20 protein-coding genes are annotated in these 25,272 nt (G+C 39.5%); 19 read left to right on the top strand and 1 reads right to left on the bottom strand.

Going from position 1 to position 25,272, the window contains the following annotated elements; all coding sequences use genetic code 11:
- Positions 1-45: 45 nt before the first annotated feature.
- The 12 genes from hemW (at position 46) to mtaB (ending at position 12,967) form a co-directional block, all read left to right on the top strand.
- Entirely contained in the window at positions 46-1,209 is a 1,164-nt protein-coding gene (hemW, locus tag NAG76_21390; GenBank protein ID URN94344.1) for a radical SAM family heme chaperone HemW, read from the top strand.
- Between the two features lie 90 nt (positions 1,210-1,299).
- The gene (locus NAG76_21385) at positions 1,300-1,770 is read left to right on the top strand and encodes an N-acetyltransferase (GenBank protein ID URN94343.1); all 471 of its coding nucleotides are present in this window, start codon (positions 1,300-1,302) and stop codon (positions 1,768-1,770) included.
- Between the two features lie 142 nt (positions 1,771-1,912).
- Complete coding sequence (gene hrcA / locus NAG76_21380) at positions 1,913-2,938, top strand: heat-inducible transcriptional repressor HrcA (GenBank protein URN94342.1); 1,026 nt, start codon at positions 1,913-1,915, stop codon at positions 2,936-2,938.
- A 32-nt stretch (positions 2,939-2,970) separates the two neighbouring features.
- Entirely contained in the window at positions 2,971-3,558 is a 588-nt protein-coding gene (gene grpE, locus NAG76_21375; GenBank protein URN94341.1) for a nucleotide exchange factor GrpE, read from the top strand.
- A gap of 430 nt (positions 3,559-3,988) precedes the next feature.
- Positions 3,989-5,824: a molecular chaperone DnaK gene (gene dnaK, locus NAG76_21370; protein ID URN94340.1), complete on the top strand. Its 1,836-nt coding sequence runs from the start codon at positions 3,989-3,991 to the stop codon at positions 5,822-5,824.
- 356 nt (positions 5,825-6,180) lie between these two features.
- Positions 6,181-7,311 (top strand): molecular chaperone DnaJ, encoded by a 1,131-nt coding sequence (gene dnaJ, locus NAG76_21365; protein URN94339.1) that lies wholly within the window; start codon positions 6,181-6,183, stop codon positions 7,309-7,311.
- A gap of 195 nt (positions 7,312-7,506) precedes the next feature.
- On the top strand, positions 7,507-7,683 hold the full coding sequence (locus NAG76_21360; protein URN94338.1) for a hypothetical protein: 177 nt from the start codon (positions 7,507-7,509) through the stop codon (positions 7,681-7,683).
- A 110-nt stretch (positions 7,684-7,793) separates the two neighbouring features.
- Positions 7,794-8,756: a hypothetical protein gene (locus NAG76_21355; GenBank protein URN94337.1), complete on the top strand. Its 963-nt coding sequence runs from the start codon at positions 7,794-7,796 to the stop codon at positions 8,754-8,756.
- 359 nt (positions 8,757-9,115) lie between these two features.
- Positions 9,116-10,093 (top strand): 50S ribosomal protein L11 methyltransferase, encoded by a 978-nt coding sequence (gene prmA / locus NAG76_21350; GenBank protein ID URN94336.1) that lies wholly within the window; start codon positions 9,116-9,118, stop codon positions 10,091-10,093.
- On the top strand, positions 10,093-10,755 hold the full coding sequence (locus tag NAG76_21345; protein URN94335.1) for a site-2 protease family protein: 663 nt from the start codon (positions 10,093-10,095) through the stop codon (positions 10,753-10,755). Before prmA ends, NAG76_21345 begins: the two co-directional genes overlap by 1 nt.
- Positions 10,756-10,816: 61 nt before the next feature.
- Positions 10,817-11,599, top strand: coding sequence for a 16S rRNA (uracil(1498)-N(3))-methyltransferase (locus tag NAG76_21340; protein URN94334.1), 783 nt, complete (start codon positions 10,817-10,819; stop codon positions 11,597-11,599).
- Positions 11,600-11,602: 3 nt separating this feature from the next.
- On the top strand, positions 11,603-12,967 hold the full coding sequence (mtaB, locus tag NAG76_21335) for a tRNA (N(6)-L-threonylcarbamoyladenosine(37)-C(2))-methylthiotransferase MtaB (protein URN94333.1): 1,365 nt from the start codon (positions 11,603-11,605) through the stop codon (positions 12,965-12,967).
- A gap of 307 nt (positions 12,968-13,274) precedes the next feature.
- Here mtaB and NAG76_21330 read toward each other — a convergent pair whose 3' ends face one another.
- Positions 13,275-14,240: a Na/Pi symporter gene (locus NAG76_21330; protein URN94332.1), complete on the bottom strand. Its 966-nt coding sequence runs from the start codon at positions 14,238-14,240 to the stop codon at positions 13,275-13,277.
- 109 nt (positions 14,241-14,349) lie between these two features.
- Between NAG76_21330 and NAG76_21325 the strand changes: the two genes are divergently transcribed.
- From NAG76_21325 to NAG76_21295, 7 genes are all read left to right on the top strand, one after another.
- A complete protein-coding gene (locus NAG76_21325) occupies positions 14,350-15,708 on the top strand; it encodes a class I SAM-dependent rRNA methyltransferase (protein ID URN94331.1) in 1,359 nt (452 codons plus the stop codon).
- Positions 15,709-16,013: 305 nt separating this feature from the next.
- The gene (addB, locus tag NAG76_21320) at positions 16,014-19,508 is read left to right on the top strand and encodes a helicase-exonuclease AddAB subunit AddB (GenBank protein URN94330.1); all 3,495 of its coding nucleotides are present in this window, start codon (positions 16,014-16,016) and stop codon (positions 19,506-19,508) included.
- 5 nt (positions 19,509-19,513) lie between these two features.
- Complete coding sequence (gene addA, locus NAG76_21315; protein URN94329.1) at positions 19,514-23,338, top strand: helicase-exonuclease AddAB subunit AddA; 3,825 nt, start codon at positions 19,514-19,516, stop codon at positions 23,336-23,338.
- A gap of 46 nt (positions 23,339-23,384) precedes the next feature.
- Positions 23,385-24,020, top strand: coding sequence for a hypothetical protein (locus NAG76_21310; protein ID URN94328.1), 636 nt, complete (start codon positions 23,385-23,387; stop codon positions 24,018-24,020).
- Between the two features lie 61 nt (positions 24,021-24,081).
- The gene (locus tag NAG76_21305; protein ID URN94327.1) at positions 24,082-24,426 is read left to right on the top strand and encodes a histidine triad nucleotide-binding protein; all 345 of its coding nucleotides are present in this window, start codon (positions 24,082-24,084) and stop codon (positions 24,424-24,426) included.
- 105 nt (positions 24,427-24,531) lie between these two features.
- Complete coding sequence (gene rpsU, locus NAG76_21300) at positions 24,532-24,705, top strand: 30S ribosomal protein S21 (GenBank protein URN94326.1); 174 nt, start codon at positions 24,532-24,534, stop codon at positions 24,703-24,705.
- Between the two features lie 15 nt (positions 24,706-24,720).
- Entirely contained in the window at positions 24,721-25,164 is a 444-nt protein-coding gene (locus NAG76_21295) for a GatB/YqeY domain-containing protein (GenBank protein ID URN94325.1), read from the top strand.
- Positions 25,165-25,272: the final 108 nt, after the last annotated feature.

Below are 25,272 nucleotides of genomic sequence, written 5' to 3'. Positions count from 1 at the left end.
TGAAGCAATACAGAAAGTATATGAGAAGTTTTAGGAGGTTACCAAATGCAGCCGATACCACAAGCATTATATATTCACATCCCGTTTTGTACGAATAAATGTCATTATTGTGACTTTACTTCTTATATATTGAAGGGACAACCGGTTGATGCCTACTTAGATGCACTTGAGCTTGAGATGCAACGTACGGTCGAGCTATGGAGGCCGGAGATAATCAAAACCGTATTTGTTGGCGGAGGAACACCAACGGTATTAACACCGCCGCAGATGGAGAAGTTTCTTGCTTCCGTAAGACGCTGGTTTCCATTAGCAGATGATGTTGAATTTTCAATGGAAGCTAATCCTGGGACAACGGACAAGGATAAGCTACAGGCGATGTTCGATGGAGGTGTCAATCGCCTTAGTTTTGGTGTTCAGTCGTTTAATAATGAATTATTGAAAAGAATTGGTCGAATACATGAAGTAGATGACGTGTACCGTAGCCTTGAAAATGCAAGAGCGATTGGTTTTACGAATATGTCGATCGACTTAATGTTTGGCCTACCTGGTCAAACTGTGGAATTATTAGAAGATAGCGTTCGTAAAGCACTAGAGCTTGATTTACCTCATTACTCACTATATAGCTTGAAAATTGAAGAAAACACATTGTTCCACAAACTTTATGAAAGTAATCAATTGGTACTTCCTCATGAAGATGATGAATATGCAATGTTTCTCCTATTAATGGAGAGAATCAAAGAACGTGGCTATAAACATTATGAGATCAGCAATTTCGCTAAGCCTGGTTTCGAGAGTAAACATAATTCTACTTATTGGCGTAACGAACCTTATTATGGGCTAGGAACTGGTGCACATGGCTATGTTAATCGCCAGCGACATGTGAATATTAAAGGTGTTCAGCCTTATATTGAAGCGTGTAAGACTAAATTGCCTCGACTAGACCAATTTGAGGTATCTGAAAAAGATGCTATGGAAGACTTTATGATGGTTGGTTTACGTCTCGCAGACGGTGTTAAATCTTCCGTATTCCATACACAATTTCCTAATGAAACGTTAGAATATCATTTTGGAACGATCATCAATGATCAAATGAACAAAGGCTTGTTAGAACGTGTTGAAATACAAGATGATGTCATCTACCGCTTAACGGATAAAGGGCTGTTACTAGGCAATGAAGTGTTTGCAGCATTTCTCGAAGATAGTGAATAAATAGGATTGCATAATTCTCTGAAATGATGTATATTCATTCATATTGACTGTATAATTATGAATGAGTACTTTTCGGAGGTGAAGGCAGCTATGCAAACACTACATGTTTTATGTAGAAACGCTACGTCGGATGATGTGGAGTCTTTGTATCAATTAATTAAAGGTTACGCTGAGAAAGGAATTATGCTGCCTCGTTCGAAGGAAGCACTTATTCGTAGTATAGATACTTTTGTCGTTGCTGAAGTGGATGGGAAATTCGTTGGATGCGGGGCATTAACGAGACTAGGCGATGATCTAGTAGAAATTCGTTCATTAGGGATGACAGACGGTTATAAAGGTTATGGCATTGGTGGGAAAATTGTAGATCGCCTGATTGAAAATGCACAAGAGCAGGGCATTAGTAAAATAATGGCGTTAACATATGCGGTATCATTCTTTTTGAGAAATAACTTTACAGTAGTTGATAAAGAGATTTTTCCTGAAAAAGTGTGGACAGATTGTATTAGCTGTCCTAAGCGTCATGCATGCGATGAAATCGCAGTTATGAAAAAAATCCTATAAATTATGAAGATAAATACCAAATCGACTTGACAATAATCAGACCGATTTGGTATTTTTGTATTAACGATTAGCACTCGGGGTTGATGAGTGCTAACGAAATGGTTATAATAAGTATTACATCTTAAGAATGGAGGAATGTGAAATGCTAACAGAACGACAAAGGTTGATTTTAAAAGCGATAGTGGATGATTATATCCGATCAGCAGAACCGGTCGGATCAAGGAGCATTTCTAAGCGTGATGATATTGGTTATAGTCCAGCAACCATTCGTAATGAGATGGCTGACTTAGAGGAACTTGGATTCCTTGAACAACCACATACATCTGCAGGTCGTATTCCTTCAACTAGAGGTTATCGTTATTATGTTGATCATCTAATTAATAAAACTGAGACTTCTGAAATTGATCATTCCGTCATTCGCTCATTTGTAACAGATGAGATGAATCGTATGGAACAAGTTATCCAACATGCAGCACTTGTATTATCCAATTTAACCAATTACACATCTATTCTACTAGGACCTGAACTATTTACAAATGCCTTGCAGCATTTTGGTTTAATCCCATTAACTGATACGACTGCCGTTGCGATAATTGTTACGAATACAGGGCATGTTGAAAATCGTACGATACAATTGCCTCAAGGATTATCAATGGACCAATTACAGCAAGTGACGAATATTTTGAATGCGAAACTTGCAGGTGTACCGCTCTTTCATTTGAAAGCGAAACTGTATGCTGAGGTAGGTCAAGAACTTGAACGCTATGTCGGCCATTTTGAAGGCCTTCTTAATGTAATAGATGACGCGTTGAAACAAGGGGATGAACATCGCGTATTTATGAGTGGTGCTACCAATATGTTGATTCAGCCCGAGTTTAAAGATGTTGATAAGGTTAAGACGATTCTGGATATGCTAGAGGAGACACCTACAGTAATGAAGTTGTTTTCTGCATCTCCACAAGGGATACAAGTTCGGATTGGGTCGGAAAATGATCATATAGCCATCACAGATTGTAGTTTAATTACAGCAACTTATGCGCTAGATGGAAACGTACTTGGAACGATTGGAATTCTCGGCCCAACTCGAATGGAATATGAAAAAGTAATTCGTTACTTAGATCTTATTTCCAAAGATGTGGGTACAGCAATGAGTCGTTGGTATAAATAAGTAAGATCGAACTAATTCAAGGAGGTGATAGGGTGAGTACTAAGAAGAAAACAAATGAATTCGTTGATACTGCTAATGAGCAGGTCGATTCAAATATGAATCACGAAGAGATGGATGAGACTACCCAACATGCTGCCCAAGAGCCGCAAGTTAACGAGGTGACTGAGGTAGATTCGCAAACAGCTGAATTGTTAGCTCAATTAGACGAGGCTGGGCAAAAATTACTTAGAGTTCAAGCAGACTATGATAATTTCCGTCGTAGAACTCAGAAGGAAAAAGAAGAGCTTGCGAAATATGCATCAGCTAAACTAGTCGAAAATTTACTTCCTACTGTTGATAATTTTGATCGTGCTATTGCAGCATCTGCTGCTAATCAAGATTATGATGCTTTGGCAAAAGGTGTAGACATGATTTACCGTCTCCTTATGAGTACGATGGAAGCTGAAGGTTTATCAACGATGGAGACGATTGGTCAACCATTCAATCCTGAATATCATCAAGCAGTTATGACTGTTGAAACTGATGAATATGAAGAAGGAATTATCGTCGAAGAACTTCAAAAAGGTTTCTTGATTAAGGATAAGGTAATAAGACCAGCGATGGTTAAAGTAAGCGGCTAATTAGGGGATAGTTCAAAAAGTGGACTTTGATAACGATGAGGTTGTTAACGTACCTTATTCGACATCGCATTTGAAACAAACTTGGAAAGTGCGGCATACGCTTCCGATGTATGTTTCTTGCAGAAACATTGTAGGTTCGCGTGTACGTAATCATGTACACTTGCGCTTCCGCCTTTCTCAAGTAGCGTCTCAACTGCTCGGTTCTGAAAGCCCACTTTTTGAACCTCTATTGGAAGATTCGGGCGAAAGATTGACCGCTCGTGTACTCATGCCGTACACGTTGCTGGGTTTCGTTTCAATGCTGTCTTGAACCCCTAATGGGAAAAAGACTTCAAAAACAATATAAATAATTATATTATGCTTTCGAAGTAACTATCTGTTACATAGAAGTTACTTCGTGAAGCCACAAATATTTTAGGAGGAAATTAAAATGAGTAAAGTTATTGGTATTGACTTAGGTACAACAAACTCTTGCGTTGCTGTTATGGAAGGCGGAGAAGCTGTCGTAATTCCAAACCCAGAAGGTAGTCGTACGACTGCATCTGTTGTAGGTTTCAAAAAAGATGGTGAGCGTATTGTAGGTGAAACTGCAAAACGTCAAGCGATTACTAACCCTGACCGTACGATTATGTCTATTAAGCGTCATATGGGTAGTAACCATAAAGAAACGATTGATGGAAAAGAATATTCTCCTCAAGAAATTTCTGCAATTATTTTACAAAAACTTAAGTCTGATGCAGAAGCTTATCTTGGTCAAACTGTAACTCAAGCAGTAATTACAGTTCCTGCATACTTCAATGATAGCCAACGTCAAGCAACTAAAGATGCTGGTAAAATCGCTGGCCTAGAAGTTTTACGTATCGTCAACGAGCCTACTGCTGCAGCACTTGCATACGGTATGGAAAAATCAGAAGATCAAACTATTCTAGTTTATGACCTTGGTGGTGGTACGTTTGACGTATCCATTCTTGAACTTGGTGATGGTTTCTTCGAAGTTAAAGCTACAAGCGGTGACAACATGCTTGGTGGTGACGACTTTGACCAAGTGATCATTGATTACATCGTTGCTGAATTCAAAAAAGAACAAGGTGTAGACCTTTCTAAAGATAAATCAGCTGTACAACGTCTTAAAGATGCTGCTGAAAAAGCTAAGAAAGAGCTTTCTGGTGTATTAACGACGACAATTTCATTGCCGTTCATTACTATGGTAGATAGCGTACCTCAACATTTAGAGTTAAACTTAACTCGTGCGAAATTCGATGAGATTTCTGCTGCTCTTGTTGAGCGTACAATGGTTCCTGCTCGTCAAGCATTGAAAGATGCTGGTCTTTCTACTAGTGAAATCGATCGCGTAGTACTAGTTGGTGGTTCTACTCGTATCCCAGCTGTACAAGATGCAGTTAAAAAACTAATCGGTAAAGAGCCTCATAAAGGCGTTAACCCAGATGAAGTAGTTGCACTTGGTGCAGCTGTTCAAGCAGGTGTATTAACTGGTGATGTTAAAGACGTTGTTCTTCTAGACGTAACTCCACTATCTCTTGGAATTGAAACAGCAGGTGGCGTATTTACTAAAATGATCGATCGTAATACTACGATTCCTACTAGTAAATCTCAAGTTTATTCCACATATGCTGACAACCAACCAGGTGTAGAAATTCATGTTCTACAAGGTGAGCGTTCAATGGCAGCTGGTAATAAAACACTAGGTCGTTTCCAATTGAATGATATTCCACCAGCACCACGTGGTGTACCTCAAATCGAAGTAACATTTGATATCGATGCGAACGGTATTGTTAACGTTTCTGCTCTTGATAAAGGTACAGGTAAGAGCCAAAATATTACAATCACTTCTTCAGGCGGCTTAAGCGACGCTGATATCGAAGCAATGATGAAAGAAGCAGAACTTCATGCTGAAGAAGATAACAAACGTAAAGAACTAGTAGAAGCGAAAAACAGTGCTGACCAACTTGTATACCAAACGGAGAAAACTTTAAAAGATCTTGAAGGTAAAGTTGACGAAGCTGAAGTTGCTAAAGCTAATGAAGCAAAAGAAAAAGTTACAGCTGCTATTGCTACTGATGATCTTGAGTCGATCAAATCAGCTACTGATGCATTGATGGAAATCGTACAACAATTGTCCACAAAACTTTACGAACAAGCAGCGCAAGCTGAAGGTCAAGGTGAACCAGCTCAAGCAGAAGGTTCCGCAAAAGGTAAAGATAATGTTGTTGATGCTGACTATGAAGTAGTAGATGACAACAAGTAATATGTAACGGGTGAGAGGTCAAAGACAGGCTACCCCTGCCTTTGACCTCTTTTTACCTGTGATCACGAAGATTATGCTAACGTTGTTTATTTGGCTGCGAATATGCCATTCATCGGTCGCTCCAGTACTCACGTACCAAGTACGTACGCTGCGCGCTTCGCTTCGCTAGCTTCATGGCATCTTCTTGGTGCTGACAGGTAAAACGATGTTAAGTTTCGTAGTTGTATGAAGGCTTGGTGGTTAAAGATTGCTTACGTACAAGTAAGCGCGCTTCGCTTTTATGGCTTTAGTTGCATTTAAGGTGACAAATAACAACATTGCACTTATATTAATACAATAGATGGAGGTGAGATCAATTGGCAAATAAACGTGATTATTATGAAGTGCTAGGTGTTGGTAAAGACGCCTCAGCAGAAGATGTAAAGAAGGCATATCGTAAATTAGCACGTCAGTATCATCCAGACGTTAATAAGGAAGCAGATGCAGAGACGAAGTTCAAAGAAGTGAAAGAAGCTTACGATGTACTAAGTGATGATGGCAAACGTGATACTTATGATCGTTTTGGTCATGTTGATCCAAACCAAGGCATGGGCGGCGGTGGCGCTGACTTCGGAGGCGGTTTTGGAGATATATTTGATATGTTCTTTGGTGGTGGCGGAGGTAGACAACGTGATCCTAACGCCCCACAACGTGGTAATGACTTGCAATATACGATGACAATTGAATTCAAGGAAGCGGTATTTGGTAAAGAAACAGAAATTACGATTCCTAGAACAGAAAATTGCGACACATGTACGGGAACAGGTGCAAAACCTGGAACAACACCAAAAACATGTTCGACATGTCATGGTTCAGGACAACAAGAAGTGGTTCAGAATACACCATTTGGTCGTATTGCTAACCGACGTGTATGTCAGACTTGTCGTGGAACTGGTAAAATTATTCCAGAGAAATGTACAACTTGTCATGGCGAAGGTCGTGTGAAGAAACAACGCCGTATTAAAGTCAATATTCCTGCAGGTGTTGATGAAGGATCTCAAATTCGCATTAGTGGCGAAGGCGAAGGTGGATTAAAAGGTGGCCCAGCGGGTGATCTTTACATTGTTCTACGCGTGAAGAGTCACGAATTCTTTGATCGTGAAGGAGATGACATCTATTGTGAAGTGCCGATTAACTTCGTGCAAGCTGCATTAGGTGCTGAGATCGAAATTCCGACATTGAATGAACGAGTTAAGCTGAAAATTCCAGCAGGTACTCAAACAGGCACATACTTCCGCCTGAAAGGTAAAGGTGTACCTAAGCTTCGTGGAATTGGTGCTGGTGATCAACATGTGAAAGTCACTCTTGTAACGCCAACTAAGCTATCAGATGAGCAAAAAGAATTGCTTCGTCAATTTGGTGGCTCCAGTGAACCAGCTACTACAGTAACGGAAGAACACCATGAATCCATTTTTGATAAAATGAAAAAGGCTTTTCGTGGAGAGTAATCAATCCAAATAAGGGAGAGGATTCTGTACCTATTCGTAGGTAGGGTCCTCTTTTTGTTTTTTCATAAAAGTTGTTCAGATTAACAAGATGAATAGATCTTCTCAGCATGTTCATACTATAGCCGATGAGCTAAATTGCTTCCAATGAAACTAATCAATCGAAAAAGTTTGATCAAAAGTAGGGGAGGACATCGTATGTATAACGAGAACAATGAAATGAAAAAAGTTAATTTCGGTAATTTGCCTGTTAACTGGGATGAAGAGGAATTTGCAGAGGAATTAACAGTAGATGATCATGAGGATCAAAAAGCATTAGATGTGAACCAAAATAGGACAAGTGTAATCGTTCATAGGGCAAATAAAAAATCGTAACATAACGAACGACAACTGAAGAGTAGTCTAATATTACCCTCTTATGGTATACAGTGGGAATCAGTTCATATATGATGGACTTAACACTGTTAACTATAGGAGGTTTTTTTATGGATAAACAGAAGTTTATCATTGCCTTATTAGCTTTGAATCTAATCGTAATGATATTTTTCGGAAGTTCACTCGGAAAGAAATTGAGCAATTACGAAACCCAAACAAATGACAGAATGAACTCCATACAAAATAGTATGATTTCTTTAGAAAACAACATTGTTGGAGTGAGCAATGAGTTGAGAAATCAAGCCGACAAGATTGCTCTGGTTGACTATACGTTGCTGGATGTTGATCCCATTCAGAAAAAAGCACTAGTCGAGTTAATGGTCACTTTAAAAGAAGTGTCGCCGTTAGCTGAAATTTCGATTTCCTATAGTGCTCAAGATGATGATCGCTCGAAGGAAGTGGCTTTAGTTGAGCAAAGTGGGCTGATATATGGTACTAAGCTAGAGATGTCACTTGATCAAAATTATCGATTTGATGTATGGGAGAAAAGCGCTGCAACAGTGCAAAAGAAATTAAATGTGTCAGAGCAACAACTTCTACTTTTTGACGATATGTACGAAAACCGTGTTTCCATACATAGTAGCGGAACTTCAACTTCACAAGATAGGATGGAATTGGACTACTCATTTTCCATCAGAGATTTAGGATTTACTGGTATGGAAATGGAAAAGGTATTATTTCAAGTATGGAAAGACAACAAGCAGCTTGACGAAATCGATGTGACTAAGCAAGTAGAGCAGCACTCGGGTAATTATGATCAAATCGAAGCTAAATACAAGGTGTCACTTGCAGCTGGGGTAATTGATCCTTCGGTCACTTTGGAGCAATTCGCAATTGACAATGAATATGAACCAGAACAAGCCAAGCCAAACGGTAATTTACAATATTCATATAAGCATCTGATTGTCTTTGCAGAGGACTACCCGGAATTAATAATAGATGAGGAATTCACTAAACAAGTAAGCTTCAAATTGATCATTAAGTTCAAGGATGGTTATATTTATAGTTATTGATTTGACACTACAATACAATTAAAAAGGCAGTTACAAAGTCATTAATCCCAACCACTTTGTAACTGCCTTAATATATTTATCCCATGCATTATTTATAAATATAACAACTTACTCGTATTCATTTGAGTTGCGATTAACCATAACAGTACGATCAATGAAACCTTTCATTTTATCGACTAATCCTTGATTACGGAAATGTTCCACCAACCCTTCTCAATGTCTTAGTTCAACATCAAATGATAGTTTACAAGAAACTCTTTCAAGATTTCTAGCTAGACTTTGTCAATAGCATCTAGCTGTTGTACAATAGACATTAGGCTTAATGTAAATGTGCCGTAAAGAGATGGAGGGTATACATAATGAAGTGGTATGAACTTACGATTGCAACAACAGAGGTTGCAACTGAAATGATATCGAATTTTTTGCATGAGAATGGTGCAGGTGGTGTATCGATTGAGGAGTCAGAAAATATGAATAAACCTCGTGATACGAAGTATGGTGAATGGTATGACCGTGCTCTAAATGATATTCCTGAAGGAGTTGCGATCATTAAAGGTTACTTCACTGAGGAAGTAGATATGGATCAGCTAATCGCTGACATCACGCCACGTGTAGAAGAGTTAAAAGAATTTGGCATCGACCCAGGAGATGTCGTGTACTCTTACGTGGAAGTTGACGACGATGATTGGGCTAATGCGTGGAAAGAATTTTTCCATCCGATAAAAATTACGGATCGTATTACGATTAAACCAACTTGGGAGCACTATGACTCATCAGAGGGTGAAATCATTATTGAGCTTGACCCGGGTATGGCTTTCGGAACAGGTACACATCCGACGACATCACTTTGTTTGAAAACACTTGAAGCCGTAATTAAAGGTGGAGAGGAAATGATTGATGTAGGTACAGGTTCAGGAGTATTAGCTATTGGTGCGTTGAAGCTTGGTGTGAAAAATGTATTGGCATTAGATCTTGATCCAGTTGCCGTGTCTAGTGCGATCGAAAACATTAACTTGAACAATTTATCGGATCGTGCAGAAGTAAAACTAAGTGATCTGTTAGGCGTACTTAGAAGTACTGATGATACAGATAAATTGAAAGTTAAACCACCAGTTGATCTTGTTGTCGCGAATATTTTGGCAGAGATAATCATGCTATTTGTTGATGATGTGTACGAAGCATTGAAGCCAGGTGGTACTTATATTGCATCTGGTATTTGGAAAAACAAAGAAGAATTAGTGGAACAAGGATTATTAGCAGCAGGATTTGAAATTGCCGACAAACATCGTGATGAGGATTGGCTTGCTTTTGTTGCTCGTAAGCCACAGGTGAACTAATGAACTTTAGTAACTTTCCGTTTGAGGAACTACCGTTTATCGTATTGGTTTTACTAATTGCATTTACTGTGCATGAGTTCGCTCATGCATATAGTGCCTATAAATTTGGTGATGACACGGCTTATCGTGAAGGTCGCGTCTCACTGAATCCGATGGTGCATTTGGATTGGTTAGGTTTCATTCTAATCATTATTGCTGGTTTTGGTTGGGCGAAGCCGGTGCCAGTTAGAGCTAGTCGCTTTAAAAATCCTCGGGTCATGAGTGTTATCGTGTCATTAGTTGGCCCGTTGAGTAACTTAGTTTTAGGTATTATTTCAATTATTGCATTTGTAATTTTAGCTAAGACAGGATTGCTTTATGCAGGTTCTGATGGTGTAACCAATGCACTTGTTTTGTTTTTTGGATTAATGATTCAATATAACTTCTTGCTATTCGTATTTAACTTAATTCCGTTGCCACCACTTGATGGCTATCGAATCGTTTCAGAATTCCTTCCATTACGTACACGATACAAGTTGGATCAAAATGCTCATTGGGGATCAATAATATTTTTACTAATTGTATTTATTCCACCACTAAGAGCAGTTACGATTACTCCTGTACTAATGTTGGGTCAGAACATGAGTGAAAGTATTATGACTTTCTTTATATCAATATTATAGGTATTTATTTGTAAATATGGTGCGAGTTTAAGGTAGATATATTGATTAAAGGATGAATGGAATGCAAAGATATTTTGTAAGCAAAGAGCAATTTGTACTAGATGGCATTGTCATTCAAGATGAAGATGCACATCATATTATTAGAGTGATGCGGATGAAGGAAGGCGATCAAGTTATTGTAAGCGACGGACACGAACGAACGGTTCTAGCAGAAATAACAGAGCTTGAGGCTAAGCAGGTTCAGCTTAGCATCGTTGAGCAATTGCCACTTGATGCTGAGTCGAGATGGAAAGTTACCATTGCACAAGGGCTACCTAAAGGCGACAAGATGGAGCTTATCGTTCAGAAATGTACGGAAATAGGCGCTACATCGTTCATTCCATTCGAGTCTGAGCGTGTCATTGTTCAATATGATCGCAAAAAAGAAGCTAAACGGATTGAACGTTGGAGCAAAATTGCGAAAGAGGCAGCTGAACAAGCGCATCGCAATACCATTCCGACCATTGCTGAGCCACTTAGTTGGAAGCAGTTGCTTAATAGCTTCCAGCAGTATGATCTTGTTTTGTTCTGTTATGAGAAAGTGGATGGAGATGGTCAAGGTATTCATCTAAGAAATGTTCTCCAGCCATTCAAAGAACAATGTGTAACTGCTGGTATCAGTTCTCCTACTTTATTGCTTATTGCAGGGCCAGAAGGCGGATTTGCTGAACGAGAGGCTGCGCAAGCCGAAAGTGCTGGTGCTAAGTTAGTTGGTTTAGGAAAAAGAATATTGCGTGCTGAAACAGCAGGAATAGTAGGCTTATCCTGCATACTATATGAATCGGGTGAGATGGGAGGCGTGTGACCTATGTCAACGGTCGCATTTTATACGCTAGGCTGTAAAGTGAATTTTTACGATACAGAGGCAATTTGGCAAGTTTTTAAGGACAATAACTATGAGCAAGTTGATTTTGAATCAACCGCTGATGTATATCTTATTAATACTTGTACTGTAACGAATACTGGTGACAAAAAAAGTCGCCAAATTATTCGTCGTGCAGTTCGTCGTAATCCTGATGCAATTATTGCTGTTACAGGTTGCTATGCTCAAACTTCTCCTGCGGAAATAATGGCGATCGAAGGCGTCGATCTTGTGATTGGTACACAAGATCGCGATAAAATAATGACCTATGTACAACAAATTCAAGAAGAACGCCAACCAGTTAATGCTGTTCGTAACATTATGAAAACTCGTAATTTTGAGGAACTTGATGTGCCAAACTTTACAGAACGCACACGAGCATTTCTGAAAATACAAGAAGGTTGTAATAACTTCTGTACATTCTGCATTATTCCATGGTCACGTGGCTTGTCTCGTTCTCGTGAAGCACAAACAGTTATCGAACAAGCGAATCAATTAGTTAACTCTGGTTATAAAGAAATTGTATTGACTGGTATTCATACTGGTGGGTACGGGGACGATATGGAAGATTACAATCTAACGCGCCTTCTATGGGATTTGGATAAAGTAGATGGTTTGGAACGTATTCGTATTAGTTCGATTGAAGCTAGTCAGATAGATGATGAGATGATTGAAGTACTCAACAAATCTTCAAAAATGTGTCGTCATTTACATATACCACTTCAAGCGGGTGAGAATAGCGTCTTGAAGCGAATGCGTCGAAAATATACAACGGAGCAATTTGCTGAGAAAGTAAGACGTCTGCAAGAAGCGATGCCTGGTGTAGCTATTACAACTGATATTATTGTAGGCTTTCCTGGTGAAACGGATGAATCATTTGAAGCGGGATATCGTTTTATGGAAGAACTAGGTTTTTCCGAGATGCATGTATTCCCATATTCCAAACGTACAGGTACTCCTGCTGCACGTATGGATGATCAAGTTGATGAAGAAGTGAAAAATGAACGTGTTCATCGTCTCATTGAATTATCTGAAAAAATGCAATTGAACTATGCCCAGAAGTTTGTCGGACAACTGTTAGACGTTATCCCAGAGCGAGAGCATAAAGGTTTTGAAGGTAGCGGTCTAATTAGTGGTCATTCTGATAACTATATTACTGTTGTATTTGAAGGATCTGAAGATCTTATTGGTCAGATTTGCCGAGTGAAAATTACTGAGGCTGGCGTGAATGAATGTAAAGGTCAGCTTGTTCGCGTGTTACAGCGTTATTCTGATGTAATCGATACACAAAGCACTGCAATGCAGGCCTAATACTAAATTAATCCTTCAGAGAATATAGATTAAGGATTTCTTATACTTCTTTCACAAGAAGAGGATAGGGAATCCTTTCTTGCTTATTATTAGAGGTAGTTTGTTTTATGAACTTACTATTAAATAAAGGTTCAAAAAGCGGGCTTTCAGAACCGAGAAGATGGAGCGCTACTTGAGAAAGGCGGAAGCGCAAGTGTACATGATTACGTACACGCGAACCGTACTTTCCAAGTTCGCTTCATATTCGATGCGACTAAACTACAACGAGTTACATCGTCATCAAAGTCCGCTTTTTGAACTACCTTTACTAGTCGAATCGTTTGAACCATTTCATATAACATATAGGCAGCGCAATGAAAGAACAGATGATATTAAATAAAGTTTGTGCATGTGCAATTGCCGTTGCAATGGATGTCGTAGTCCACATAACTGCTGTTGCAAGCATATCGATAAATGGGAAGAATAATAATGCTCCTCCTATATTAAGGACAAGATGCGCCATTGCTACGTATTGTCCCCCTTTTGAACCGCCAAGTGAGGCGATAATTGCAGTTACACACGTCCCAATATTACATCCTAGAACGATGGCAATACTTAGATCTAGCGGAAGTACACCAAGTGCGGCGATACCCATGATCATGCCGATAACAGCTGCACCACTATGGATAAGTGCTGTTAGAACAGCACCCGAGAGTATGCCCCACCAAAGGGTAGTTTGCGCTTGCGCTAGAAACCAATGAAATAATTCAGTGTTTTGAATAACGGGACCGATTCCTTGCATGACGGTTAATCCAAGTAACAGCGTGCCAAATCCGAATATTACAATGGATAGTGAACGGATATACTCGCTACCTTTCCATTGATATAATGCGGGGATAATGCGATACTCGACGAGTAGAACGGTTATGCCCCATAGAATTAGAGCACCTATCATTAATGGTTTTGCAAGATGATTGATTTCTAGTCCAATTAATTCAGTCGTAAGGCAAGTTCCAATATTAGTGCCGAGAATAATACCTAATGTACGTGAGAACGGTAGTAATCGACTATTAACGAATCCAATTGATAATACTGTAACAGCAGTACTACTTTGTAAGAAGGCACTACTCGCTGTCCCAAGCACTAGGCCGTGAAGTGGAGTACGAGTAGAACGTTCTAATAGACGCAAGAAAGTAGGTCCACCTAGGCGGAATAATGCTAATTCCATTAATTTCATGCCGCACATAAAGATCGAAAACCCTAAAATACTATGAAAGATAATTGCACTTATCATGTCTTGAATCCTTTCACCTTCATAATGTCTTATGTTTAACTTATGCACTAGATTAGACAAGCATGACAAGCACTTCATCCAAATTGAGAACAAGAGAGGAACATTCACAATGGCGAACGCAATAGTAAAACTAATAAAAGCACGTAAAAAGAGAGTAGAGGAAGCTCATCCTTGGATATACGCTAGTGAAATAGAACAAGTAGCACAGGAAGGTCTTGAACCTGGTAGCTTAGTAGACGTCGTTGCCCACAACGGGAAATATTTGGCGACAGGATATTGGAACCCTGCTTCTCAAATAACTGTGCGAATCGTTTCTTATGAACCAATTGAGACCATGGATCACGAATTTTTTGTAGAACGCTTAACACGTTGTAAAATACATCGTGCTCGTTTTGTGAAAGATCAGGATTGTCGATTAGTATATGGTGAGGCGGATTTTTTACCAGGCTTAATTGTCGACCGTTTTGAAAATGTATTAGTATTGCAAATTTTATCACTAGGTATGGAAAAGCATAAAGAAGCATTAATCTCAGCTCTTATTGAAGTGTTTCAACCAAAGGGCATATACGAACGTAGTGATGTAAGTGTTCGTAAACTTGAAGGATTAGAAGAGCGTACTGGTGTTATTTATGGCGAATGTCCTTCCATTGTTGAAATAAGTGAAAATGGCTTATTGATGGAAGTAGATATTGTACAAGGTCAGAAAACAGGTTATTTCTTCGATCAACGTGAAAATCGTGCATCTCTTGAACCTTTAATGAAAGGTTGGGGAGAACGTAGTGGAATCGCATTATCGCAACTTGAAGATGGTCGTCTTGCACCAGTTAATCGCAATGGTAAAGAAGTCACATTCCCTTATTGGGATGGAGCGACAGTGTTAGAATGTTTTGCTCATACTGGAAGTTTCACATTGCATGCTTGCAAATATGGTGCTAAGCAAGTCACTTGCTTAGACGTATCTGCTCATGCGATTGATACGGCGAAACGTAATGTTGAGCGCAACGGTTTTACTGATCGTGTAGAATTCGTAGTTGCGGATGCTTTCGAATATTTGCGTACTCAAGTGAAAGGTTTAGATGATCGTAAACAACGCGCTAATGGCGGCGTTGATACATCTAAAAAACTTGAAAATGAAGGTCGTTCATGGGATGTAGTTATACTTGACCCGCCGGCATTTGCAAAAACCCGTTCGGCCGTTGAAGGAGCGAAGCGTGGATATAAAGATATTAATTTACAAGGACTTAAGCTTGTCAATGAAGGTGGATATCTTGTGACCGCTAGTTGTTCATACCATATGAGACCCGAACTGTTCCTTGAAGCGATTCAAGAAGCAGCAAAAGATGCGGGTAAAGTACTACGCCTAGTAGAATGGCGTGCAGCAGGCAAGGATCACCCACTAATTTTAGGGGTCAATGAAAGTCATTATTTAAAATTTGCAATCTTCGAAGTAACTTCAAAACGTAATTAATATTAAATAAAGGTTTAAATGTGGGCTTTCAGATGCGATGCAGACTAAGCAACGTTAGCATAATCATCGTTATCAAAGTCCGTTTTTGAACTACTATTACAGTAAAAGTTCAAAAAGCGGGCTTTCAGAATCGAGCAGGTGAAGCGTTACTTGAGGAAGGCGGAAGCGTAAGTGTACATGTTTGGTACACGCGAACCGTACTTTCCAAGTTCGCTTCAGATGCGATGCCGAGTAATCTACGTTAGAACAATCATCGTTATCAAAGTCCGTTTTTTGAACTACCTATAAAGGAAGGAGGAGAGAGAATGTCTGTTAGATTTATCCTCGGTCGAGCAGGAAGCGGTAAAACACATTACTGCTTAGAACAAATAAGAAATGAATTAAAGAGCGATCCACTCGGTTCTCCCCTCATTTTACTGACACCAGAGCAAGCATCATTCCAAATGGAGTATGAATTAATAGATCAGGGTGAACCGCAAGGGATGCTACGAGCGCAGGCTCTTAGTTTTCGTCGACTAGCATTTCGAGTTATGCAAGAAACAGGTGGTACTGCGCTTGTTCCCATTACTGAGACCGGGAAGCATATGCTTCTATACAAATTAGTTAATCGATATGCCTCGGAGCTTCAATTATTCAAAAATAGTGAAGATCAAGCAGGTTTTATCGAGAGACTTGTTAATATGATTACGGAATGGAAACGATATGGTGTTTCCGCGGAGCAAGTACAGCAATTAATTCAAACGGATAAATCTGAATATTCGCAACTACTGCAGAAGAAACTTCATGATATGGGATTGCTCTATCGATATATGGAGCAAGAACTACATCACAAGTATGTTGACTCGGAAGATTACTTATCTTACATGGTACAGGGTCTCCCGCATGCAAGTTCATTAAAGGGTTGTAGGGTATGGGTCGATGGTTTTCATGGTCTGACACCTACTGAATATGAAGCGTTAGGTGCTCTTATGGCTAATAGTGCACATATGACAATCGCATTAACACTTGATCGAGAATTTGGAATAGATGAACCAATTGATGAACTGAATTTATTCCATCAAACAGCTGAGACGTATCAAAGGATTGCGCAATTAGCCGAGCAGTATGGAATAGAAATTGAAGAGTCGATCATTTTACAATCTTCCGGTGTTTCTAGATTTGGAAATGTAGAAGCACTTGCTTTTTTGGAAAAAAATTATGGTAAGCGCAAAGTATATGAGCCTTCTAATACGCAGTGGAGTCAGGATTCAGCTATTCAATTAGCAGCCTCGGCAAATCGGCGAGCTGAAATCGAAGAAATAGCAAGACAATTGTTAATTCAAGTTCATGAACATGGTTATCGTTGGCGCGATATGGCAGTCTTAGTTCGTAACTTAGATGGTTATTCTGACTATATTGAACTTGTTTTCCGTCGATATCAAATTCCATTCTTTATGGATCAGAAGCAGAAAACATTATATCATCCCTTTGTAGAATTTATATCTTCTGCATTAGAAAGTATCGTTCACGGATGGCAATACGATGCGATGTTCCGCTGCATTAAGACGGAAATGCTATTCCCTCAAGATGAGACCATACCTAGGGAATGGTTTGATATACTAGAAAACTATGTGCTCGCTTCCGGTATTAATGGTTGGAAGTGGAACGACACCAACTACTGGAAAGCATTAGCTACCATATCGCTCGACGAAGAAGAAGAGACTGCTTATCATATTTCGGATAAAGCACAACGTGAACTAGACATTTCCTTGGCTGCTAGAGGGAGTATTATGCCCCCACTAGAGCAATTATCTGATAAGTTAACAAAAGCTAGTAATGTACGTCAGATGTGTCAAGCATTATATGAGCTACTTGATGATGCACAAGTCGCACAACGATTAGAGCGTTGGAGTGATGAAGAGCAAGCGCGAGGTAACTTGATGATGGCTCGTACACATCGACAGCTCTGGGGTAATGTGATGGGTCTATTAGATGAACTCGTCGAATTAGCTGGAGATGAGCAAGTTTCAACAGAATTATTTGCTGGAATGATTCAAGCTGGATTAGATAGTTTGCAATTAGCATCCATTCCACCATCAATGGATCAAGTTGTCATTGGAACGATGGAAAGAACTCGTCTATCTAATGTGAAGGCTTGCTACATTATTGGAGCATCAGATGGTGTATTGCCGATGCGATTACAAGAAGATGGATTATTGTCCGAAGCAGACCGTGAACAATTAGTTACAGATGGTCTTGCGATGGCACCTAGTTCACGCCGCAAATTACTAGATGAGCGCTTTTTAATCTATCAAATATTAACGAGAGCTTCTTCTAAGTTATGGATAAGCTATCCGTTAGCCGACGAAGAGGGGAAAAGTATTTTACCCTCAGAGATTATCAGGCAAATACGATCTCAATTTCCGATGATAAATGTTCAACATATTGCAATTGAACCTCATTTGAGAATGAGTGAACAGGAGCAACGTAATTTTCTTGCTCACCCAGATGCGGCGATGACGTATCTAATCGTTATGCTTCGTGAATGGAAACAAGGAAAGAAACTGCCTTCGTTATGGTGGGATCTATATAATTGGTATGCTATCAGGCCTGAATATGCTCATAAATTAACAGCGTTGCTTCGTTCACTACAATTTAACAATATCGAAATGCCATTGCAAATAGAGACAGCAAGAGGGTTGTATGGCTCGCAAATGCGGATGAGTGTATCACGTGTCGAACGATTCGTATCGTGTCCATTCCAGCATTTCTCGATCTATGGACTACGTCTGAAGGAACGGAAGCAGTATCGGCTAGAGGCACCCGATATGGGACAATTATTCCATGCAGCACTCGGGAAATTAGCGAATCAACTTGGTAGTAGTTGGGGAAGAATGTCTCACGATAAGGTGAAGCAAGAAGTTAGTCTTATCGTTGATCAACTTGTACCTAGACTTCAATCGCAAATATTACTAAGTAGTGAGCGATTCCGCTACATTGCTCGCAAATTGAAAGAGATCGTTATGCAAGCTGCAATTATGCTTGGGGAACACGCTGGACGAGCTGAATTTAACCCCGTAGGTACAGAAGTTGATTTTGGTCCTAATGGTAATATGCCTGCACTGCAAGTTCAACTTGATAATGGCAATATGTTAGAAATAGTAGGTCGTATTGACAGAATAGATGCTGCCGAGAGTGATCAAGGCCTGTTACTTCGTGTGTTAGATTATAAGTCTAGTAGTAAGGCTTTGAAGTTGGATGAAGTTATACATGGTTTATCACTTCAGATGTTAACCTATCTCGATGTATTGATGACTCATGGAGAAGGCTGGCTGAAACAGAAAGTTTCACCTGCTGGAGTGCTATATTTCCATGTTCATAACCCACTATTGCAAGTGAAAAATCGAATTAGTAGTGAAGAAGCAGATGATCTTATGTTGAAACGCTATAAGATGAAGGGTTTATTGACTGCTGATACAACTGTTGTTCGTATGATGGACAGTGAGCTAGAAACAGGATATTCGCAAATTCTGCCTGTAGCAGTGAAGAAAGATGATAGCTTCTATAGCAGTGCTTCCGTTGTCAGTCATGATCAGTGGGATATGTTACGTGGGTTTGTTAAAACTAAAATAAAGAACATAGGTCAAGAAATTCAAGAAGGTGTTGTATCTGTAGAGCCATATCAGTTAGCAGACCGAACACCGTGTCAATTTTGCGACTATAAACCAGTATGTCAGTTTGATCCAGTAATTGAAGGTAATCAATATCGTAAATTAGCTAAAACCTCCGAGGATGAGATTTGGCGTGAGTTAGGGGAGTGACGGTAATGAGTGGACAATCATCAGCAAATGCACCTCGCTGGACAGATGAACAATATGAAGCAATTGTGTCTGATGGATCGAATATATTAGTAGCCGCGGCGGCTGGTTCTGGAAAAACAGCTGTATTAGTTGAACGCATTATTCGTAAAGTCGCTTCTAACACTGACGTTGATCGCTTACTCGTAGCTACGTTCACACATGCGGCGGCAGCAGAGATGAAAGATCGTCTGAAAATAGCTTTAGAGAAAAAACTTGAAGAAGAGCCAGATTCAGATCATTTGCGTAAGCAGTTAGCGTTAATGGGGAAATCATCGATCACTACGTTGCATTCCTTCTGTATGGAGGTCATCCGCAAATATTATTCATTGATTGATCTTGATCCTGGTTTTCGTATAGCGAATGAGACGGAGATAGAATTAATCCGTGCTGATGTAATGAATGAACTATTTGAGCAACGTTATAGTGGTGTGGATGGAGCGGGAGGCGGAGATTTTCTTAAGCTAGTCAATAGTTATGGTGGAGAAAAAGGTGATGATCCACTATTTCAACTCGTTGAGCGGCTATATCTCTTCTCACGATCTCATCCTTGGCCAGCACAGTGGCTTAACGATACATTGAAGCCGTATCTCATTTCAAGTATCGACGAATTAGAACGTAGTAGCTGGGTACAACAAATTATTGATGATGTGCATTTGAAACTTGAAGGAGCGATAAGTGCTTTTGAGCAAGCATTATTATTAACTAAGTTGCCTGCAGGTCCGTATGCGTATGCATCAACTTTTGAAGCTGATATTGCAGTAGTCACAGTGTTGCAACATCAATTACAACAATCGCCTTGGCGAGAGTGGCCCGATATTTTTGCATCTGTACAATTTGATAAATTAGCACCTTTACGTGGGAAAGATCATGATAAAGATATACAAGATCGTGCCAAAAATTATCGTGAGCAAGGAAAAGATACGATTCAATCGATTGCGAATGATTACTTTGGAAGAAGTGCAGAGCAATTTCTAGAAGAATTGAATGAACTTGCCCCGCTAATGAAAGCATTGGTAGCTCTAATTCACGATTTTAGTGCTGCATTTGATGCAACGAAACGCTCAAAAGGATTACTTGATTTTGGTGATTTGGAACATTATAGTCTAGCTATTTTACTAGATAAAGAATCAACTTCAGATCAACTAATTCCTTCAGATGCTGCGAAGGACTACCAGCAGCAATTTGATGAGATATTGTTAGATGAATATCAGGATACGAACATGGTACAGGAAACGATTGTACGATTAATAGCAAATCAAAGCATCGGAAATCGATTTATGGTTGGCGATGTGAAGCAAAGTATATATCGTTTTCGCTTGGCAGAACCGAAGTTGTTTCTAGAAAAATATAAGAAATATAGTTCGGGATCAGCCTTCACTATTGAAGGTGGGAAACGAATTGATCTTGCTCGTAATTTCCGGAGTCGCTCACAAGTAGTAGATGCAGTTAACGAAGTTTTCAGGGCGATAATGAAAGAAAAAGTTGCTGAGATGGAATATGACGAGCGTGCAGAACTAGTTCATGGTGCAACTTATTATGAAGCACCAATTTCATTGGATCAATGTAAAGTTCAGTTAACAATCATCGATCGTGGTGAGCGTGTTGCTGAGGAACAATCGAGTGAGCAAGAAGAGCAAACGGAGCTAACTGCAAATAATCAGTTAGAAGAATTGAATGTTGCACAACTAGAAGCTCGATATGTCGCACAGCAATTGTTAAAGTTGTCTGAAGAGAAAAGTATGATTTTCGATAGTAAATTAGCTACGTATCGTCCTATGAAGTGGAGAGATACAGTCATTTTATTGCGTGCTACTTCAGCATGGGCTCCTATTTTTCTGGAAGAGCTTCAATTAGCAGGTATACCCGCTTACTCAAGTATTGGAAGTGGTTATTTCGAGGCAGTTGAAGTACAGACGATGCTTTCTTGTTTACAAGTCATTGATAATCCGTATCAAGATATACCGTTAGCAGCGACGTTGCGGTCTCCGTTATTCAGTCTTACTGCTGAGCAATTATCTGGCATTCGTATTCTATCGATGGATAGTAATTTCTATGATGCGATCACTCATGCAGCTGGCAGTGAAGATTATGAACTAGATGGTCGTCAGAAATTGTCATATTTCTTACATAAACTAGATCAATGGCGTAATCTAGCTCGAGAAGGTTCCTTATCGGATCTGTTATGGTTGATCTATGAAGAAACTGGATATTATGATTTTGTCGGTGGTCTTCCTGCTGGAGTACAACGTCAAGCCAATTTACGTGCGTTACATGATAGAGCAAGACAATATGAAGCTACTTCATTCAGAGGGCTTTTCCGTTTTTTGAAATTTATTGAACGTATGCGTGCCAGTGGTAATGATCTTGGTACCGCGCTAGCTATTGGAGAACAAGAAGATGTCGTGAAGATCATGACGACACATGCAAGTAAAGGGCTAGAGTTCCCAATCGTATTCGTTGCAGGGTTAGGTAAAAAATTCAATGAGCAAGATTTGAATGCTTCATTTCTCTACCATAAGGAATTAGGATTTGGACCGAAATATGTGGATGCTGCGATGAGAATTAGTTATCCATCATTGCCTTATTATGCGATTCGTCGTTCTATGAAAATGGAACTACTAGCGGAAGAGATGCGCATACTATATGTTGCATTAACTAGACCTAAAGAAAAATTATATTTGCTTGGAACTAGTGGTAGATTACCGAAACAACTACCCAAGTGGAACTCCTCACTAGCACTCGATGGCACACTACAGCAATCTAGTATTGCAGCAGCATCTTGTTACTTAGATTGGATCGCACCACTTGTTGCAACGCAATTGCAAATGTCTATGGACGAGCCAGAGAAAGGACTTGTAGTTAGTCCGCAAGATTGGATGGTCTCAGTTGTGGCTGCCGAGTCACTTGCAGCAATCAACGAAACTCAAGTCGAGGATTCTGAGGAAGATGAACTAGTAAAAACTGAAAGAATGACTGCCCTGCAAGCATTAGCACAATTAGATGATGTCGCTGAGGATCAACAATTGCGGACTAATCTAGAACGCAATTACCCATTTATAGGGGCAACAACAATTGGTTCAAAAGCTTCTATTACGGAGATGAAACGGATTCAAGCTGCATTTGAAGAGGAAACAGAAACATTCTATCAGACAGATAATAATGCGGATGGAACTAATAATGATAAGGCTGATAACGATGTAATGGACAATGCTGTAACGAAAGATTACACATTACATCTGGAACGACCTTCTTTCATGGAAGAGAAAAAGATAACAGCTACTGAGAAAGGTTCAATTAATCATTTAATGATGCAGCATATTCCGTTGACGTTAAATATTGACGAACAAACGATTGAGCAAAGCATAGAGCGAATGAAGCAACTGCAAATAATTACGCTTGCACAAGCGAGCGTCATTAACATAAAAGCGATTGTAGAGCTTTTCCGATCTGAACTAGGCTATCGTATGCAACATGCAACTTGGCTAAAACGCGAGCTTCCATTCAGCTTTATGTTACCTGCTCATGAAGTTCATCGTAATATTGATGAAATTACAGGTAGCGAAAAAGTATTCATCCAAGGTATTATTGACTGTATATTTGAAGATGAGCGTGGTCTCGTCCTAGTCGATTATAAAACGGATCGAATAATGAATGGAAATTGGGCTTTGAAAGCTGAAGAACATCGTTTCCAATTAGAAATGTATGCTAGAGGATTAGAGATGATTTTACATCGTAAAGTAGATGAGATTTATGTGTTTTTCTTCGACGGAGGTCGAGCGATCCAGTTGTAGAGGTAGTATACTAATATTATTATTCGTAATAATCGGAGGGGAAAATGTGAGTCAAAAGGTTGCAGAAAAGCAGGTTGAACCGACAGGGAAAAGGTCTATCACTTTAGCAGTTACGCTCGTTCTATTAGTCGCTAGTCTGATGCTCAATGTGTTATTTTCAACAAAGAATATGAGTTATGGTCAAGATCAAAAAGTTGAAATTGGGGAACATATTGTACAACATTTAACTACGTTTAATGAGAAAAATACACTGTTAATGCAGTATGTTTACGACATTGTAGATCTTTCACCAGAAGATCATAAGCTCGCAAGATTAACGGCAGCTCATGCTGTGCCTCTAGTAGTTGAACTGAAACAAGAAATGTCACAATTAATTGTAATCGCTACGGAGTTTAAACAAGCGACCTTCTCTACCGAGGATACAGAGCAACTTGAATGGTTAACGTTGATTGAAGATCAACTTCAATTGATTGCTAGCGTAGAAGGTCAACTTACTCAAGCTGAGCTCGATGAACTAAATGCGATGATCGAAGGATCTGAATACCTCGCGCAGACTGTCAACAGTTTTAACTTTAAAGTTGAAGGTAACAAAAATGCGATGATCAGACTTGGTAACGGTTTTGACTGGATTGAACAAGTTCAAGCGATCGAGCAATATGTAAATGTTGAAGCTGTACAATAATTACAATTAAACGAGATGTATAGGTTACATACTGTAAACCGACAATAAGGAGGAAATAATAATGGATTGCTTATTTTGTAAAATAATTGAGGGTACGATTCCTTCGACAAAAGTATTCGAGAATGAACATGTACTTGCATTCAGAGACATTACTCCAGCAGCGCCTACTCATATTTTAATTATTCCTAAGAAGCATATAGCTACGATGAATGATGTAACTCGTGAGGATGATCTGGTTGTTGCCGAAATCTTTGCTGCTGCTCGTCACATTGCAAAAGAAGAAGGATATGCAGAAGCGGGCTATCGTCTTATTAACAATGTTAATGCTGATGGTGGGCAAGTAATATATCACTTACATTTCCATCTGTTAGCAGGAAAATTGATGGGACCGTTATTAGCAGAATAAGTTCTTATTAAGAAGTTGACATAGACTTATTTTTTAACGTATAATTAAGGTTGATGAACCGTGTAATAAACTCTGGACGGTCTGTTTCGGAGGGAGGGATAACTGGTGTCTGAAATTAAAGTTCGTAAAAACGAAACTATTGATGCTGCGCTTCGTCGCTTTAAGCGTTCCACTGCAAAAGATGGTATCTTGGCAGAGGTTAAGAAACGTAAGCACTATGAAAAGCCAAGCGTAAAGCGTAAGAAGAAGTCTGAGGCTGCGCGCAAGAGAAAGTTTTAGGAGGATCCTTCCATAATGAACCTGAGCGATAGATTGACCGATGATATGAAACAAGCAATGAAAAGTCAGGACAAGTTTAGACTTAGTACAATTCGTATGATGCGTGCATCTGTTAAAAACTTGGAAATTGATCTAAAACGTCCGTTGGACGATAGCGAAGTGCTTGATATATTGAGTCGTGAAATCAAACAACGTAAAGATTCCCTCCAAGAATTTGAGAAAGCTGGTCGTAACGACCTTGTCGTAAATCTTGCAACAGAAATTGATATTATTAGTAAATACCTTCCCGAACAGCTAACTGAAGAAGAGATTCAAGAGATAGTAAGGCAGACCATCCAAGAACTCGGTGCTTCTTCGAAAGCCGACATGGGGAAAGTGATGGGCGCCCTTATGCCAAAAACTAAAGGACGCGCTGACGGTAGACTAGTAAATAATGCAGTGCAACAATTTCTGCAATAGAATACGTGCGGACTCAAAAACACCCCTAACGGGGTGTTTTTTTTGTTGATACTAACAAACAACATGTGAACATTGTGTTATAATAGATGAAACATTTCACTAAGATAG

The sequence above is a fragment of the Candidatus Pristimantibacillus lignocellulolyticus genome, from assembly GCA_023639215.1.
Taxonomy (GTDB): domain Bacteria; phylum Bacillota; class Bacilli; order Paenibacillales; family Paenibacillaceae; genus Pristimantibacillus; species Pristimantibacillus lignocellulolyticus.
The sequence above is the reverse complement of the archived record's forward strand: the minus strand, read 5'-3'. Positions and strand labels throughout refer to the sequence as shown.